Here is a 16,363-nt window from a genome sequence, read left to right as displayed (position 1 = left end):
ATGTATTAATTCCTCTAATCTCTTTACGGTTGTCCGGCAGATCACTTTTGTGGAAAGAAAAGTTCTATATCATACAGTTTCATTCTGTTTCAAATGCTGAATCAGTTCATTGATATTTTCATCACTGAAGACCGTTATATTATTCTTCACCAGCATCGCTGTTGTCACCCCCCTTCCCTGAATCAGCCTGCCAGTAAATGTACCATCATAAATTGTGGAACTACCACAGGAAGGGCTGCGTTCTTTAAGAATACATATAGAGATTTCTTCCCGTTTGCAAAACTCGACACACCGCTGCGCTCCCAAGATGAAAGAATCGGTAACATTTCGATCTAGACACGTTTTCACACAGGCAGTGCCACCCAACACATCGTCGCCTGTCCCTTCGCATATTTCGGCAGGTTGTCTTGGTGTATCAAGTCCACCTTCGCACTCAGGACACAAGGCATACAGGTCACATTCTTCCTCCAGATATGACTGTAGGTTTTTGTCAAGTTTTCCAGCTGTTCCGTTATACCGTACAGGATTGCCAAGCAAACAACTGCTCACAAGAATTTTTATCCGCATCCTCTCCTCATATGTTTTGTCATTAATCACTGTAGATATCTTTAATAAAATGAGTGGTAATGGTACTATATCTTCAACTAAATTCACTTCTCCAAAGAAAGTCTTATCTATCGATCCCAAAATGACCCTAAAGCATAGTGAAACCTTTCTCAGCCGCTGCATAAACGACACCCTCGCCGGCTTACGAGATGGACTATCACGTTTTTCAGGCACAAGCAGAAGCGCAGTCTTGTTCTGTATTGATGAACAGGGCCCTCTGCTTATATGTGATCCACAAAACCTCCTCGCCGGTTACGAACCAAAACTTCACGATATTTATATAGAAAATAGTACCTGGCGATCAGCAATATCACAAAAATACGATGGTACGCTCTACAGCCAGATCGACCCTGTCGATGATCTACACCTTGACGGTCTCATCAGTTACGGGGGGCGATCCGGCTCCGTTTATTACCAAATATGGTTTACAGAACACCACCCGGACATGTGTTCGATAGAACCGACCATGTGTTGGCTCGAGCATGCCGTGCTCCGTTTTTCCCACGACATAGCTAATGAAAGCACCCTTTATACAGGTATTTCCGGAAGCTTCTTAAGAGAATACGGCAGCCATGCGGTTCATGACTACCTGACAGATCGCGCCAACCTCAGCCTAGGCCCCGATTCCAGTATCCAGATCTCCCCATTGCTCGAATCTATTCTCGGGATCTCAAAAACACCGGAAGAAGGTGCCGTACCTTTTGGTGAAATTGTCTTCGTCGAACCACGATTACTTCACCAATTGCACTTTATTGCCCGCTTCCATGGAGACCAGCAGCCACTCCTTAACAATCACAAGCACATACGCAAGCTCCTGCTGGCAGTGGAGCAAAGCAACCACAAACTGGTTTCAGACGGCTCCAGGATAATGGGTATCTGCGATTCACAGCTACCGGAATTTTGTTTTGTTGCAGACTTCCAAGGAAAAACAGGATTTTTACTCATTAACGATGAACAGGTCTGCAGTTTTGAGGACGGAAGCTTTCGCTCAACAACCCATCGGGCCAAACTCTTTGAAGTCGAGGAAATTCTGCTCGATTACGATCTCGACACCACTTTACGTAACGGTTTGTACCAGATAGCTTCATACCTCGTACATAATGCTGAATCAAGCGGCTTTGGGTGTACATTGGTACTTGATCTTGAACATCAATACCAACAGATATCAGGTCAGTACCTGGAAAAACCGATAGACCTGCAACATACTGAACATCTTGAACTTGCTTGTGGCCTCTCAAGGACAGACGGGGCCTTGCACATCATGGCCGACCAACGCCTCCACGCTTTTGCCTGCCTGCTGGACGGTATCAGCATTTCAACAGAAGACCGCGCCCGAGGGGCACGTTACAATTCAGCTCTCCGATTTTCTGCAAAAAGACAGGATTCGATAGTTATTGTTGTCTCCGCCGACAAACCCGTTTCTGTTATTTACAGAGGGGAGGAAATCGGCAAAAGAGCTATCATCAACCCTTATGAAAGCTGCACCCTATTCCCAGACTCTCTTCTGGAGTGGCTTAATAAACACAACACTCATCAAGATAACCAGTAAACTTTGTACACCAACACCCTAGCCTCTTCTTCAGTACGGCAGCGCCCGATCCGATGGAGCAAGTGTCCCTTGCTATGCAAAGCTTGCTGAGGATCAGGGGAAAGGCAGAAAAAAAGGCTGCATAACAAATGGTTATGCAGCCTTTTCTAGAAATTATTGAGCGACAGTCAATTACTGTTCCAGGGCCCATTCCGGAATGTGGTTCAGTATATAATTCTGAACAGCTTCCTTCTTCTCCCCCTTAGGTACATCACCAACCGCTTCCATTATATCGTCGAAATCAAACCAACATAATTCGCGATCTGTATTGCTATACACAGTAAGGATACGTTTATTAGGCCGGTCAATATCCTCTTCTTCCTGGATAGCTCCCACCAGCGCTACTGCTTTGTCATATGAAAGAAATTTCAACTCATCTTCAGCCATCATCTCACCCTCAACAAAAAAGGCGAGTTGGTCGCCCACTCGCCTTCTACATTCTATTATACCGGAACGTTACGCAGGTTTTACTACTGCTCCGGAACGGATACAGCGAGTGCACACCTTCGCACGCTTTACTCCACCACCCTCGGTAACCATGCGAACCCTTTTCAGGTTCGGCAACCAACGACGACGTGTCTTGTTGTGCGCGTGACTAACATTATTTCCGGTTACAGGTCCCTTTCCACAAACTTCGCATACCTTTGCCATTTTGTATATCTCCTTATATACCACCTTCCAAGCCTGCCCGACAGGAAGGATGAATCAATTTTGTTGCATCAAATTCTTTCAGGAACTGTTCTTTTTACAAACTATTACCGGCGTTGGCAAGATATTTTGCCGTTAAAAACAATAAAAACTCCGTTGTCTCACCATTGCTCAATGAATTCCTCCTTCATAAAACCGTACCTATCACCTAATCATTCCTCAATAGGTTGAAGCGAAACATGAATATCCTCTCCATCAATTTTTAGATTATATTTTTTGAGTGGAAGGGAATCATGATTGAGACAATGTCCGGTTTCAAGATCATACTTCCAGCCATGTCGTGGACAGGTGACCGTCCACCCTTTTCGCTCTCCGGTAGTAAGATCGGCACCTTGGTGTTTGCATGCAGCCTCAATAGCCTCATAACTCCCGTCAGCCTTCTTCAAAACTGCGATTATACGACCAAATATTTTGTACGATTTAATCTTGGTTGAGCCAAGATCCTTAACAGTACCAATACGAACATAATCCATCTGTAAATCTCCATATTCGAATTTGCCCAGTCCGCCACTACGACATTGTCGCATGCAGCATTGACTATTTAAATAATACATCTATAATGAGCCGGCACCGTGCATTGGCTTGGTTTGTACTATTGTTATACAGTCCGAAATCCCATGAACTGGTTGTCAATTTGAATTTAATCCGTACACTAATACTGATATGCTTAAATGCATTACTAAAAACGTAACCGTCACTCTCCAGAGGCCAATCCGGCCCCATTGCTTTTTCATTGCATTCTTACGTATCGCATGGTAGCTAGAATTTAAAAAATAACAATCATTCCCATATTTAAACGTTATATGAGCAAATCCAATCAAATCTGGAGTTTTTTCTCCTCCGTCAAACTGGCAATTTTTACTATTAGTACCATTGCACTTACTTCTGTCATCGGTACTCTCGTCCTTCAGCAAAAACCGGATGACTACTATATATCCCGTTACGGTGAAGCGACTGCCCGCTTTTTTCAGATCCTCGATATTCCCGACATGTACGGATCATGGTGGTTTCTTGGATTGCTGGGTCTTCTCTGTGTCAACCTGATAATCTGTTCCATTGATCGATTTCCAGCTGTCTGGAAACAGATCACAATGGACCAGACCTCTTTCAAGGTTGACAGACTCAGAAAGATGGCATTTGCCGAATCCATACCAACAAGCACTCACCTGAGTCATGACGACACCATTTCCCTGCTTAAGAAGCGTGGATATAACGTAACCCGGAAAGAAACAGATAACGGATACCTCGTAGCCGGGCAGAAAGGCGGATGGTCACGCACCGGTGTTTACGTCGTCCACCTCTCAATCCTGGTCATCTTCCTCGGTGCTATTGTTGGCCATTTTACCGGATTCAAGGGAAGCGTCATGATCCCCGAAACAAAGAAGACCGCTCGGATCTTTAATTCAAAGAGTTCCGAGGCTATTGATCTTGGTTTTGAGGTTCGTTGCGACCTTTTTGAAATTGAGTTTTATGACAATGGTATGCCCAAAGAATACCTGTCACGCCTCACCATACTCGAAGACGGTAAAGAAATCCTGTCTAAGGATATTGAAGTAAATGCCCCACTCAAGCATCGTGGCATCACCTTTTATCAATCGAGCTATGAAGGATACCGCGATTTCATCATTACCTTTGCTGATGGCTCAGGGAAGATGGTGAAGCAATTCCCAGCACCCTTTCAGCAACAGGTGGAGTGGAATGAAAAAGGGCTCGTTTTTGGTGTCGTTAATGCGGAGGCCATTCGAGATCGTGTGGTGCGAATGAAACTGTGGATAAAGAGTGATGCCAACGAGCCAGTGGTACAATGGCTCAAAAACGGCGAGGAAATGACCTTTGACCTGAATGGATCCCCAGTCACCATCACAACTAAGCAGATGTATGCCACAGGGTTACAGGTTGCCAAAGACCCAGGAGTGTGGATCGTTTATCTCGGCTGTCTGTTAATGATGGCGGGCCTCTACGCAGCGTTCTTTCTCTCACACAGGCGTGTGTGGATATTCTTTAGTAAGGATAATTCCGAAACTCTTTTACTTTCCGGAACCGCCAACAAAAACAAGATTGGGTTTGAAAAATCATTTCAGGAACTAAAAGCAGCCATCCGGAAAGAGATAAACTAAAAAAAATACCATAATACCAATTCAGGATTTACGACCTCTATCACTACACTGAATTTTTGGGAGTATTACTAATGGATAGTTCACAACTACTTGGAATAACAACTTTTACTTATTTGTTTTCCACTCTCCTGTATGTTTTTATATTTATATTCAAGGCTGAGAAAAACCTCGGTCTTGCTGCAACTCTCTTTACCGCTGGAGCTTTAATTATTCAGACAGTTGGTATCGGTCTGCGTTGGCAGGAATCATATCAGATGGGCATCGGTCACGCACCTCTCACCAATATGTACGAATCGGTCGTATTCTTTGCCTGGACCATTATTTTTATTTACCTGATTATTGAATGGAAGTTCAAAACAAAGATAATAGGTGCTTTTGCCGTCCCATTCGCAGCAGTGGCCATGATGTACGCTTCTCTGTCCACCAATATTAATAAGACAATCAACCCACTTGTTCCGGCCTTGCAATCGAACTGGCTCATAGCCCATGTGGTTACCTGCTTTATCGGATACGCCGCTTTTGCCGTTGCTGCTGGTCTTGGACTCATGTACCTTCTTAAATATCATTTTGGTTCTGATTCTGAAAAATCTGTCCTCTCAAGACTTCCTGATTTTAAGGTAATAGATGACATTACCCATAAAACCATGGTTTTTGGTTTTTTATGGTTGAGCGCAGGTATCATCACCGGGGCGATCTGGGCTAATTCTGCCTGGGGAACTTACTGGAGCTGGGATCCGAAAGAAACATGGTCACTTATCACATGGTTTGTATATGCCGTGACCTTGCATGCACGTTACACTCGTGGCTGGTCCGGGGGTCGTATCGCCTGGCTGGCATTGTTGGGATTTATTTCCGTTCTGTTTACCTATTACGGTGTAAATTTTCTTCTTTCAGGACTACACAGTTATGGATCAAGTTGATAAATTGCAGAGTTTTTTTAACACACTAGCACTACATACCCTCTCCAAATCATCCAAGTTGGTAATCATTACTGGTAGATAGCTGACTCAACCACCGTTTGACAAACATGTACTTTATCGGTATAAGTAGGTAATTTCGATAGGTTCGAGCATAGCGCTCGTAATACAAACACTAACCGAAGAGGACATTACCATGATCAAAAAGATCGTAGTTGCAGCAGCGGCAGCATGTTTTGTTCTGGCTGGCTTTAATCTGGCACTGGCTTCCGAAACAGGACCAGCAGAAATGAAGCTTGAGACCACTGATTCAAAAAAACCGAAGCCAGCAATTTTCCCACACAAAGCCCATCAGGATGCTCTGAAATGTGCTGATTGCCACCACGGCATGGACGCAGAAGGTAAGCAAGTCGCTTACGTTGAAGGTCAGGAGATTGGCAAGTGTGAGTCTTGTCACAATCCGGAAAAACTTGGTGGCAAGACAAAAGGAAAACTTAAGCTCGACACCTTTAAAGGTGCTGCCCACGGCAATTGTCTTGAATGTCACAAAGAAGTAGCTAAAAAAGATGCAGCAAAGAAAGACCTTAAAAAATGTTCTACCTGTCATCCGAAGAAGTAACTTTATTCTCCTGCATTTGATAAAAAAGGCTGCATTCCGAAAAGGAGTGCAGCCTTTTTTTTATTCTAAAAAATCAGATGATTTAAATATTATTTTCCTTCCTGTATTTTCGAGATATCAGCTATCTGCAGGATGAGCTGACCAATACCTCTCAGCATGTTCAATCGATTTTGCCTTATCTTGTCATCATCAGCCATTACCATTACATCATCAAAAAACGTGTCGACAGGTTTCTTCATTTTCAGCATAGCATGAAGTGCAGCTGGATAGTCACCATTGGCAAGAAGCCCTTTCATCTCCGATTCGACCTCCACAAAAATGCTATACAGCTCTTTTTCGGCTTTTTCACAAAAGAGCGCGGGGGCAACGTCAGTACTGTTCGTGTCTTTGGTAATGTTGCGTATTCTCTTAAACGATGCCGCCAAGACAGGGAAAGCATCCTCTTTCTTTATCTCGTTTAAAGCATCGATCCGCTCAATAGCATTACATACATCGTCGAACTCCACAGCTGTAACAGCTTCAACCACGCCACTGTCAATACCCTTGGCTACACAATCGTTGGTAAAGCGTCCCTGGATAAATGCACAAATTTTCTCTACAGTATCGCTACTACCGTCAACCTTGTCTCCATACAACGCAAGGGCCTTATGCATGATTTCCCGCAACGAGAGGCTATATCCCCTGCTATTGATAATGCTCAAAACAGCAAGAGACAGGCGACGGAGTCCAAATGGGTCTGCCGTACCGGTTGGTACCTGATTTATACCAAAACAACCTGCGATAGTATCAATTCTGTCTGCAAGGCCGACTAGTGCGCCAAGCTCACTTGAAGGAAGTTCTGCTCCGGCACGTTTCGGCATATAGTGTTCCCTGATGGCGAGAGCGACCTCCTCATCTTCTTTATCATTGATAGCGTAAGCGCTTCCCATAACACCTTGAAGTGACGGAAACTCCCCTACCATATCTGAGATAAGATCAGCCTTGCACAGGAATGCAGCACGTCCTGCCTTTTCGGCCTTCTCTGAACCTGTTTTTTTACATAAAAGAACAGCGAGCTTGATCAGCCTGTCGCTCTTTTCAAGCATGGTACCAAGCTTTGCCTGAAAGATAATGCCATCCAGCCGTTTTCGTTTATCCTCAAGAGTTCCTGCACAATCACTATTAAAGAAAAACAGAGCATCCTCAAGCCGGGCACGAAGGACACGCTCATGACCCTTTCGGGTAATGGCTGTATCTCTTACCTTAGTGTTATTTACAGCAACAAAGCCGGGTTGTAACTTACCGTCACTACCAATTACCGGGAAATATTTCTGATGTTCTCTCATGGAGGTAATGAGTACCTCATCAGGAACCTGTAGAAATTTATCTTCGAATCTACCACAAACCCCGAAAGGCTTTTCAACCAGGTTTGTTACCAGATCGACAAGATTTTCATCAACGGCGACAGTGGCCCTACCTGTAAATTCTGTCTGCTCCACAGCAGCGGTAATTTCCTTGACAACACGACCACGTCTCTCGTCAATATCTACGATGATATCATGTTCCAGCAGGGCCTTTTCATATTCATCCACACTGGAAATGATAATTGGATGATTATGGTGAAACCGGTGCCCCATAGTACTATTGGAGGCAATAATACCTTCATGCTCCAGCGGAATAATCTCTTCACCGTAGAGGGGTAAAAGCCATTGAATGGGGCGGGCAAAAGCGTGATGGTTAACTCCCCATCTCATGGATTTGGGAAACGACAATTCGATAAGTAATTCATGCAGAACAGATTTCAGGAGTTGGAGGGTCTCTTGACCATTCACCTCCCTGACCAGCATGAGGTACTCTCCCTTTGGGGTATCCACTCTACTTAGTTCTGTGACCTCTGCTCCACGTGATTTGGCAAAGCCAATAGCTGCTTTTGTATATTTACCATCTCCATCAACCCCGGCTTTGACAGAGGGCCCGACCAATTCCTCATGAATGTCCGGCTGTTTTTCAGCGAGTCCGCGAACAATAAGCGCTAACCTTCTCGGAGTCCCTTTTAGTTCAATTGCACCATGATCAATTTTTAATTCTGATGTTTTGGCGATAAACGAATCATGTAATTGCTTCAAGGCCGGTTTAACAAAACTTGCCGGAAGTTCCTCCGTTCCAATTTCGTAAAGTAAATCACGCATAGTCATATTTTGCTGATAAAGTTTATTATTGCGGGTAATTGATTTTTATGAAGCCATCATCGCGAAAGTCGAATAGGCGTCGCAGAGATTTTCAACCCGTACGCTATAAGACCTCACTTCTTCCATTTCACTCAGGCATTCACCGATATTGCGGGTTACCACTTCAACTGAAAGTTCGGTAACGTCGTTTTCTGCGACTCTTTCGATTTCACGGGTAATCCTATTTTCTATAGCAAGTATAAGGTCCTCAATCCACATAAAAACTGTGAACCGAACAGATATACTCGCCTGCCCCCATCGCCCTGTGGAGCGGGGAAGAGCTGCGACCTGCTGCCTTGAAACAGGAAGGTATATCGGGACGTTAATACGGAATTCGAGATCAGGTTCCTCATCAAGCGATCCGCACATCATGCATCTGTATCGATGAACATGCAGTGATTCCCTGGTTCGACCGTTATCAAGGAAAAAGGGAAACTCGATCTCCATATGAGAGGCCTCAGCCTGTAGCCTCTCCTTCATTTCCTCAAGGATAGTCTGGAAATTCCTGAGATCTATAGCACCGTGAAACTGGTTCAGGATCTCAACAAACCTGCTCATGTGTGTGCCTTTGAAATGGTGAGGCAGGTTAACATACATGTTTACTGTGGCGATGGTCTGTTGACGGCTCTTTGCTTTATCAAGAACAGTCACAGGATAGGAGATTGTCTTAACACCGACCTTTTTAATATTGATCCTGCGATGATCTTCCTGACTCTGTATATCTTTCATTGCAGCCTACGATTAAAATCTCAACAGATGAGATAGAAAACTAATAATTTGACCGGGCTTAACCAATAAGTCGTAACACGGTTTCCTTTAATTCACTCATATCAGCCGACTTTACCACATATTCGTCCGACGCCCAGGCCCCGAGATCCTGTTTGTATTCATTAAATGCACTACTCAGGATTACAGGAATATCGGGATCTATCATTTTCATCTGGCGTAAAACTTCTATACCGTTCAAACCAGGCATTTGAATATCAAGTATAACGATGTCAAATCGTTCTGCCTTGAACTTTTCTAACGCCTCAGACCCATTGAGAGCTGATACGACTTCGAAGCCCTCATCTCTGAATTCTTCCCTGTAAAGAAGTTGTATACTCTCTTCGTCATCTACAAGCAGTATTTTTTTCACACATTCCCCCTTTTATTATTTATCAAAGGATTCACGTAAATAGATAGCTGCTTCCTCAGGAGGTATTGGATTGATATAAAAACCGGAACCCCACTCAAAACCGGCAATCGATGTAAGCTTCGGCACAATCTCAAAATGGTAGTGATAATGTTCCATTCTGCCTGATCGTAACGGCTCGGTGTGAAGTACAAAATTGAAAGGAACGTTTGGGATACATCGATCAAGTCTCTTAAGTGTTTCAGAGAATATTTCCGAAAGAGAGTAGAGCATACTGTCATCAGCATAACTAAATGATGAACTGTGCTTGCGTGGTAACACCCACATTTCAAAAGGTGTCCGGGGAGCAAAAGGCGTGATGGTAATGAAATGCTCGTTCTGACACACGACTCGTATATCCTGTTGTATTTCCTGACGTATTATGTCACAAAACACACACCTTTCTTTGTATTTATAGTAAGAAAGTGCCCCTGACAGCTCAGATACTATCATTCTGGGCAGGATGGGCAAGGCAATTAATTGCGAATGGGAGTGCTCGAGAGAAGCGCCAGCTGCTTTTCCATGATTTTTGAATATCATCACATACTGGAAGCGCTCATCCCTTGTAAGATCATTAATGCGCTGCCGGTATGCTCTAAAAACCAGCATCATTTTATCCGGAGGAAGCTGGGAAAAAGGCTCATCATGGTTCGGGCTCTCAATTATAACTTCATGAGCACCGATACCATTCATCTTGTCATAAAGACCTTCGCCTTCCTTGTCAAGACCACCTTCTATTACGAGGGCCGGGTATTTATTGGGAACAACACGAACTTGCCAATCCCCGGTACCAGTCCGATGGTGATCATCAGTCGGGTAAGCGAGGACTTCAGGTGGAGTTGTTTTCTCGTTGCCGGGGCATAACGGACAAAAGCCGCCCAGAACCTCAGGTTTTTCGATTGGGAAGTCAGTCGGCCGCTTACCTCTTTCTTTACTTATAATTATCCAGCGGCCAAGAACTGGGTCTTTTCGCAGTTCCGGCATTCGAGATCAAAGTCCCTTGGATTTTTCCTTGGTTTCCTGAATGGTTTTGCAATCGATACACAAGGTTGTCACCGGACGGGCATTCAGCCTTTTCAGGCCGATATCTTCTCCGCAATCCTCGCATACGCCAAAAGTACCCTCGTCGATCCTATTTAATGCTTCGTCTATCTTCGAGAGCAGTTTTCGTTCTCTGTCGCGAATACGAAGTTCAAAACTTCTTCCGGATTCAACTGTCGCACGATCATTGGGATCAGGAATATTAGTCGTCTGATCTGTCATTTCAGAAAGAGTTTTTCCAACTTCTTCAAGAATCTCTTCCTGCTTTTCTTTTAACTGATTTCTGAATTTTTCCAATACGTCCTTTTCCATCAAACGCTCCTCAAACAGAAATATTATTGAACCACTTAAGCCGGGTTATTGTATGATTATGTAATTCTCTTACGTACACTTCCTACAATGAAACCTGATCACTATTACCATCAGGTTTCATTGTTTCTTAGATAAGTACCGCTTTTACCACCGGTTTTCTTCAGTAACCGTATGTCACTAATTACCATGGATTTGTCAACGGCCTTGCACATATCATATATTGTCAATGCCGCTACGGAGACTGCTGTTAACGCCTCCATCTCTACTCCTGTCTTTCCGCAAATCCCGACAGTCGCAAATACTTCAACAATATTTTCCTCTTCCTGGAGGGAAAAGTCAACGTTGACTTTAGTTATCAGCAACGGATGGGTAAGCGGTATAAGATCATCCACCTTCTTAGCTGCCATAATCCCGGCAACCCTTGCAATACCAAGAACATCGCCTTTGGAGATGGAACCGCTTCTCACTTTTGCAAATGCCTCGGCACTCATACTCACCTTGCCAGCGGCATGAGCCACTCTTTCCGTTTCTGACTTTTTGCTGACATCGACCATAACGGCATTGCCGTCTTTATCGAAGTGAGTCAGTTCACCGGTGGAATCTTTAACGCCCATTTTTGGTTTCCTTTCCGTTCCTACCCATCACATCATTGAAAAGTCGGGCGAAAAATCCCTCACGTTCTTCATGTTGTCCGTGCTCTTCACAAAGCGAGTCAAATTCCCGGAGAATTTTCACCTGCTCATCGCAAAGGTTCGTTGGAGTAAGAACTTGCAATTCAACAAGCATATTGCCTCTTCCCGAACCTCTCAGATGAGGAACTCCTTCATTTTTGAGGGTAAGTATCTCACCTGACTGGCTACCGGGAGCAATATCGATTTTACGTTTGCCATGAACAGTGGGAATCTCCACCGTTGCACCGAGAGCGGCACTCACCATAGTGACTGGCAGCTTGACATAGATAATATCACCTTCCCGCTTGAAGAAATCATGTTCTTCGACATGGACGACAACATACAGATCACCGGAAGGACCACCTTTACGCCCCCCCTCACCTTCACCACGAAGCCGCATTTTGGCACCGTGATCTACACCGGCCGGAATCTTTATGGCGACATGTTTACTCTTTTGAACGAGACCAGAACCGCCGCAATCACTACAGGGGTCAGTAATTAGATCTCCTTCTCCCTGGCATTGAGGACATGTTGAGCTGACCTGAAAAAAGCCCTGTGATCGAATAACCTGCCCTCGGCCATTACAGGACGGACATGTCTGGCGGGAATGCCCTGGACGACAACCACTCCCCTCACAGGTCCAGCAGGTATCTCGTCTGTTGAGCTCAACTTCCTTGGAAACACCATGTACCGCGTCCATAAAGGATATGGTCACGTCGTAGCGCAGATCGTTTCCTGGGACCGGACCGCCACGCCTGCTTCGCGTTCGGCCACCTCCAAAACCAAACAAGTCCCCGAAAATATCACCAAAACTGGAGAAAACATCATCGAAATTACCAGGCCCGGAATATCCGCTGTTTTTAAGCCCCTCATGCCCATAGGTATCGTAAATTTGACGTTTTTTTTCGTCGCTTAATACCTCATAGGATTCGGTACATTCCTTAAAAGCAGCTTCGGCATCCTTATCATCCGGGTTTCTATCAGGATGATACTTCATCGCCAGCTTTCTATAGGCCTTCTTTATCTCTTCGCCGGACGCACCTTTGGCTACGCCCAATACTTCGTAATAATCTTTGCTCATAATCCTTACAACCAGTCTCGATTGTTACGAAACGACGGGGGCTGCTTCCTTGGACTCATCTATACTTTTTTCACCCTTCTCGACGTGAGCGGGCAATTCCTCGATATTTTGCATCGTTACTTTTGAAGCGGCAATCTCTCGAAGGGTCATTACAATTTCCTTGTTTTTGCCTTCCACGAGAAAGGGCTCACCCTGACGATGTTGTTTGACGCGTTTTACCGCCAGGTGTATAAGATTGAACCTGTTGTCATCTCCAACCACTTCCAGACAATCTTCAACTGTGATTCTTGCCATAATTTTTCTCTGATTCCTTATCGTTTAAGATATTCCCCTGAAAATCGTAACCTTCGGGGCTATTTTTCAAAAGGATTCTTAAGCAGCAGTGTCTCGTTACGGTCTGGACCGACAGAAACAATATTTGCCTCAACTTCAGTAAAATCCTCAATCCATCGTATGTAATCCTTGGCTTCCTGGGGCAGATCATCGAAATTACGAACACCGTCAATCTCAGCATTCCAACCATCAATATCCTCATACACAGGGGTAACTGCCGCTGCATCCTTGATATTTGAAGGCATCGCCGAAACCTTTTTCCCGTTCAGGTCATAGGAGGTGGCAACTTTGATTTTTGTCTGACCACTCAGCACATCCAGCTTGGTCAAGGCAAGCCCGGTTAAGCCATTAAGGCGTACTGCATCTTTTGCCACAACTCCATCCAACCATCCACACCGACGGCGACGACCAGTTGTTGCACCAAACTCATGTCCTTTTTGCTGGAGCTGATCTCCGGTTTCATCAAACAGCTCAGTGGGGAAAGGTCCGGCACCGACCCGGGTGGTATACGCCTTCATGATTCCGACCACCGCATCAATGTGAGCAGGACCGAATCCTGCGCCATTACACGCATTCCCAGCTATTGTGTTGGATGAAGTAACAAAAGGATAGGTTCCGTGATCTATATCAAGCTGCGTCCCTTGGGCCCCTTCAAAGAGGATGTTTTTGCCGGCCCTGCGACCTTCATCAAGAAGAACAGAGACGTTGCCTACAAACGGGATCAACTTCTCTGCATAATCCATAAACGCGGCATAGATCTCTTCCATGTCCACAGGATCACTGTTGTACTTCCGGGTCAGCATGAAATTTTTTTCGTCTATAGCAACTTTCAGTTTTTCCCTAAAGAGATCGGTGTCAAGGAGGTCGCCCATCTTGATACCTGTCCTGCCGATCTTATCCATATAGCATGGACCAATACCTCTTCCCGTGGTACCGATCTTATTATTTTTGGAGAGTGATGCTTCCCTGGCCTGATCAATTCTGGAATGATACGGCATTATCAGATGCGCATTTTCACTTATCATCATTCTCGCTGCAGTAACTTCAAGCCCTTGAGACTTCAAATCACTGATCTCGTTAAGCAAAACCCCGGGATCAACAATCACACCGTTACCGATCATGCACATCTTGTCTTCGTAAAGAATTCCGGAAGGGATGATATGGAAGATAAACTGCTTGCCGTCCACAACTAAGGTATGCCCCGCATTATTGCCGCCCTGAAAACGAACAATGTAGTCAGAATACTGCGTCAGCAAATCGACAATTTTACCCTTGCCTTCATCACCCCATTGTGATCCGACAACCACGACACTCGACATCTGCTTTCTCCTGAAATTTACAGTAAGTTATAGAAAGGCAGTCCAGAGGTAAATACGCCAGCAACCCTCCAAGTCTGCACGAGACAAACTCAGAAATATAGCTAACTTTCATGATGAAGTCAATCTTTGTGGTAATAATGCAAAAACAATTTTTATCTCTTCACCAGGTGCATACCCCACATTCATGTAGAAGGCCGTGGTCCCTGCCACGAGGTGACAACCCCTATCTTCGATTGACACTCCACACCTTTTACCTTACATTTACTGCCATCAGACGGGAAAGTTGTCTGTCTGCTATAGACCATCAACCTGTTGTAGCAAAAGTACACAAAAAACAGGTCCCCACTCCATCATATTGGAGTAAACATTATTTGAGAGATCTACATGTTTGGTATCGGTTTGCCGGAAATGATCCTGATTCTGGCACTAGCTTTAATATTTGTCGGACCCGACAAGCTCCCGGAGCTTGCCCGTTCCATAGCAAAAGGTGTAATGGAACTGAAAAAGACGGCTGAGGGCTTGAAGGACCAGCTAAAGGAGGAGGGAAATCCACTCGACGATATTAAGCCAGATCTTGAAAATGCAGCTAAGGCATTTCAGAGCCATCTTCTAGACCACCCCGATAAAGGATCGACCTCATTATTCCCAGCAAAAGGCGTCAATCCCGACAATTCTGCCGCCGACGCCTTGGCAGAAATAGAGAAATCCGGTGTTTCAACTACTGAGTCAGAGTCTGACCTTTCAGAACCAATTGAGCTGAATCCGGATGACCTGTCAGAAGTGATCCCTCAAAAAGAATCTCATCCCGATAAAGATAAAACAAAGGGAAATTTCACCCAGAACGATTCTTTGGAAGACAAGACAAACCACCCAAATGGTGGCTAGGCATGGCTGATTACAACCTTCAATCAACGATTCCAGCCCTGGAGAGAAGTCTCGCCTTTTTCAGACCACACCATCTGGAACTCAAGAACAGAGTCACCAAAGTCCTAGTCAGCATTGTTGCATGCACAGCTGTTGCGTACATGTTTGCAGAAAGAATTGCCACCCTGTTCATTCAGCCCCTTTTTAACGCCAGCCCGCTCGTTCACCGGCTCGTTTACACCAACCTGCCTGAGGCGTTTGTCAGTTATATTAAACTGGCTCTTCTTGTTGGCCTGTTGACAAGTTTTCCCGTCATGCTCTACCAGGCCTGGATGTTTATTTCGCCTGGGCTTAAAAAGAACGAGAAAAAGTTGGGGATCATTATAGTTTTTTGGGCAACACTTCTTTTTTCGGGAGGGGCCGCCTTCGCCTTCTTTGCCGTAATGCCTAAAATGCTTGTCTATTTTATGAGTTATGCCAACGAGGGACTTGAACCCCTACCTAAATTTGGGAAATACCTCACTTTTGTGGTTCGCACCATGTTCGCCTTCGGGCTCAGTTTCCAGATCCCTTTCCTCATGGTGATGGCCGGCAAAGCAGGTATCGTAAAAGCCAGGTATTTTCGAGACAAACGGACATACTTCTACATTGCGATACTCGTCCTGTCGTTCCTCCTGACCGCCGGTGACTTTATGGCCACGGCTCTACTGGCAATCCCTCTTTTCGGTCTTTATGAGGCAGGAATTTTTCTCACAGCTCTGTTTAGCGGCAAGAATAAGGAGCAAAAAGAAAACACCATATAAGGG

General features: G+C 44.9%; 19 protein-coding genes. 6 read left to right on the top strand and 13 right to left on the bottom strand.

Annotation, left to right across the window (positions count from 1 at the left end; all coding sequences use genetic code 11):
- Nucleotides 1–69: 69 nt before the first annotated feature.
- Nucleotides 70–567 (bottom strand): DUF523 domain-containing protein, encoded by a 498-nt coding sequence (locus GA520_RS09665; protein ID WP_163336803.1) that lies wholly within the window; start codon nt 565–567, stop codon nt 70–72.
- A gap of 121 nt (nt 568–688) precedes the next feature.
- Here GA520_RS09665 and GA520_RS09660 point away from each other — a divergent pair, with 121 nt between their 5' ends.
- On the top strand, nt 689–2,155 hold the full coding sequence (locus GA520_RS09660; RefSeq protein ID WP_163336804.1) for a DNA integrity scanning protein DisA nucleotide-binding domain protein: 1,467 nt from the start codon (nt 689–691) through the stop codon (nt 2,153–2,155).
- A gap of 171 nt (nt 2,156–2,326) precedes the next feature.
- Here GA520_RS09660 and GA520_RS09655 read toward each other — a convergent pair whose 3' ends face one another.
- The 3 genes from GA520_RS09655 to GA520_RS09645 form a co-directional block, all read right to left on the bottom strand.
- On the bottom strand, nt 2,327–2,620 hold the full coding sequence (locus tag GA520_RS09655; RefSeq protein WP_240910076.1) for a hypothetical protein: 294 nt from the start codon (nt 2,618–2,620) through the stop codon (nt 2,327–2,329).
- Nucleotides 2,621–2,650: 30 nt separating this feature from the next.
- Nucleotides 2,651–2,845, bottom strand: coding sequence for a 50S ribosomal protein L28 (gene rpmB / locus GA520_RS09650; protein WP_163336805.1), 195 nt, complete (start codon nt 2,843–2,845; stop codon nt 2,651–2,653).
- Nucleotides 2,846–3,054: 209 nt separating this feature from the next.
- On the bottom strand, nt 3,055–3,375 hold the full coding sequence (locus GA520_RS09645) for a Rieske (2Fe-2S) protein (RefSeq protein ID WP_163336806.1): 321 nt from the start codon (nt 3,373–3,375) through the stop codon (nt 3,055–3,057).
- Between the two features lie 330 nt (nt 3,376–3,705).
- Between GA520_RS09645 and GA520_RS09640 the strand changes: the two genes are divergently transcribed.
- From GA520_RS09640 to GA520_RS09630, 3 genes are all read left to right on the top strand, one after another.
- Nucleotides 3,706–5,019: a cytochrome c biogenesis protein ResB gene (locus GA520_RS09640; protein ID WP_163336807.1), complete on the top strand. Its 1,314-nt coding sequence runs from the start codon at nt 3,706–3,708 to the stop codon at nt 5,017–5,019.
- A gap of 71 nt (nt 5,020–5,090) precedes the next feature.
- Nucleotides 5,091–5,939, top strand: coding sequence for a c-type cytochrome biogenesis protein CcsB (gene ccsB / locus GA520_RS09635; RefSeq protein ID WP_163336808.1), 849 nt, complete (start codon nt 5,091–5,093; stop codon nt 5,937–5,939).
- Between the two features lie 193 nt (nt 5,940–6,132).
- The gene (locus tag GA520_RS09630; RefSeq protein WP_163336809.1) at nt 6,133–6,555 is read left to right on the top strand and encodes a cytochrome c3 family protein; all 423 of its coding nucleotides are present in this window, start codon (nt 6,133–6,135) and stop codon (nt 6,553–6,555) included.
- Nucleotides 6,556–6,644: 89 nt separating this feature from the next.
- On the opposite strand, the gene glyS is transcribed toward GA520_RS09630, so the two are convergent.
- The 9 genes from glyS to GA520_RS09585 all read right to left on the bottom strand — a co-directional run bounded on the left by glyS (nt 6,645) and on the right by GA520_RS09585 (nt 14,693).
- Entirely contained in the window at nt 6,645–8,723 is a 2,079-nt protein-coding gene (glyS, locus tag GA520_RS09625; protein ID WP_163336810.1) for a glycine--tRNA ligase subunit beta, read from the bottom strand.
- 45 nt (nt 8,724–8,768) lie between these two features.
- On the bottom strand, nt 8,769–9,491 hold the full coding sequence (locus tag GA520_RS09620) for a GTP cyclohydrolase I FolE2 (RefSeq protein ID WP_163336811.1): 723 nt from the start codon (nt 9,489–9,491) through the stop codon (nt 8,769–8,771).
- A gap of 58 nt (nt 9,492–9,549) precedes the next feature.
- Entirely contained in the window at nt 9,550–9,900 is a 351-nt protein-coding gene (locus tag GA520_RS09615; protein ID WP_163336812.1) for a response regulator, read from the bottom strand.
- A 15-nt stretch (nt 9,901–9,915) separates the two neighbouring features.
- Nucleotides 9,916–10,920, bottom strand: coding sequence for a galactose-1-phosphate uridylyltransferase (galT, locus tag GA520_RS09610; protein ID WP_163336813.1), 1,005 nt, complete (start codon nt 10,918–10,920; stop codon nt 9,916–9,918).
- Between the two features lie 6 nt (nt 10,921–10,926).
- A complete protein-coding gene (dksA, locus tag GA520_RS09605; RefSeq protein ID WP_163336814.1) occupies nt 10,927–11,289 on the bottom strand; it encodes an RNA polymerase-binding protein DksA in 363 nt (120 codons plus the stop codon).
- Nucleotides 11,290–11,399: 110 nt separating this feature from the next.
- A complete protein-coding gene (gene moaC / locus GA520_RS09600; RefSeq protein WP_163336815.1) occupies nt 11,400–11,903 on the bottom strand; it encodes a cyclic pyranopterin monophosphate synthase MoaC in 504 nt (167 codons plus the stop codon).
- Entirely contained in the window at nt 11,893–13,041 is a 1,149-nt protein-coding gene (gene dnaJ, locus GA520_RS09595; protein ID WP_163336816.1) for a molecular chaperone DnaJ, read from the bottom strand. The genes moaC and dnaJ overlap by 11 nt, the downstream gene beginning before the upstream one ends.
- 24 nt (nt 13,042–13,065) lie before the next feature.
- The gene (rpoZ, locus tag GA520_RS09590) at nt 13,066–13,335 is read right to left on the bottom strand and encodes a DNA-directed RNA polymerase subunit omega (protein ID WP_163336817.1); all 270 of its coding nucleotides are present in this window, start codon (nt 13,333–13,335) and stop codon (nt 13,066–13,068) included.
- Nucleotides 13,336–13,394: 59 nt separating this feature from the next.
- Complete coding sequence (locus GA520_RS09585) at nt 13,395–14,693, bottom strand: adenylosuccinate synthase (protein WP_163336818.1); 1,299 nt, start codon at nt 14,691–14,693, stop codon at nt 13,395–13,397.
- Between the two features lie 384 nt (nt 14,694–15,077).
- Between GA520_RS09585 and GA520_RS09580 the strand changes: the two genes are divergently transcribed.
- On the top strand, nt 15,078–15,578 hold the full coding sequence (locus GA520_RS09580; protein WP_163336819.1) for a twin-arginine translocase TatA/TatE family subunit: 501 nt from the start codon (nt 15,078–15,080) through the stop codon (nt 15,576–15,578).
- A 2-nt stretch (nt 15,579–15,580) separates the two neighbouring features.
- Nucleotides 15,581–16,360, top strand: a complete 780-nt coding sequence (tatC, locus tag GA520_RS09575) for a twin-arginine translocase subunit TatC (protein ID WP_163336820.1) — start codon at nt 15,581–15,583, stop codon at nt 16,358–16,360.
- The last annotated feature ends 3 nt before the right edge of the window (nt 16,361–16,363 follow it).

It is taken from the genome of Desulfopila sp. IMCC35008 (genome assembly GCF_010646885.2).
In the GTDB taxonomy this organism is placed as follows: Bacteria; Desulfobacterota; Desulfobulbia; order Desulfobulbales; family Desulfocapsaceae; genus Desulfopila.
The sequence above is the reverse complement of the archived record's forward strand: the minus strand, read 5'-3'. Positions and strand labels throughout refer to the sequence as shown.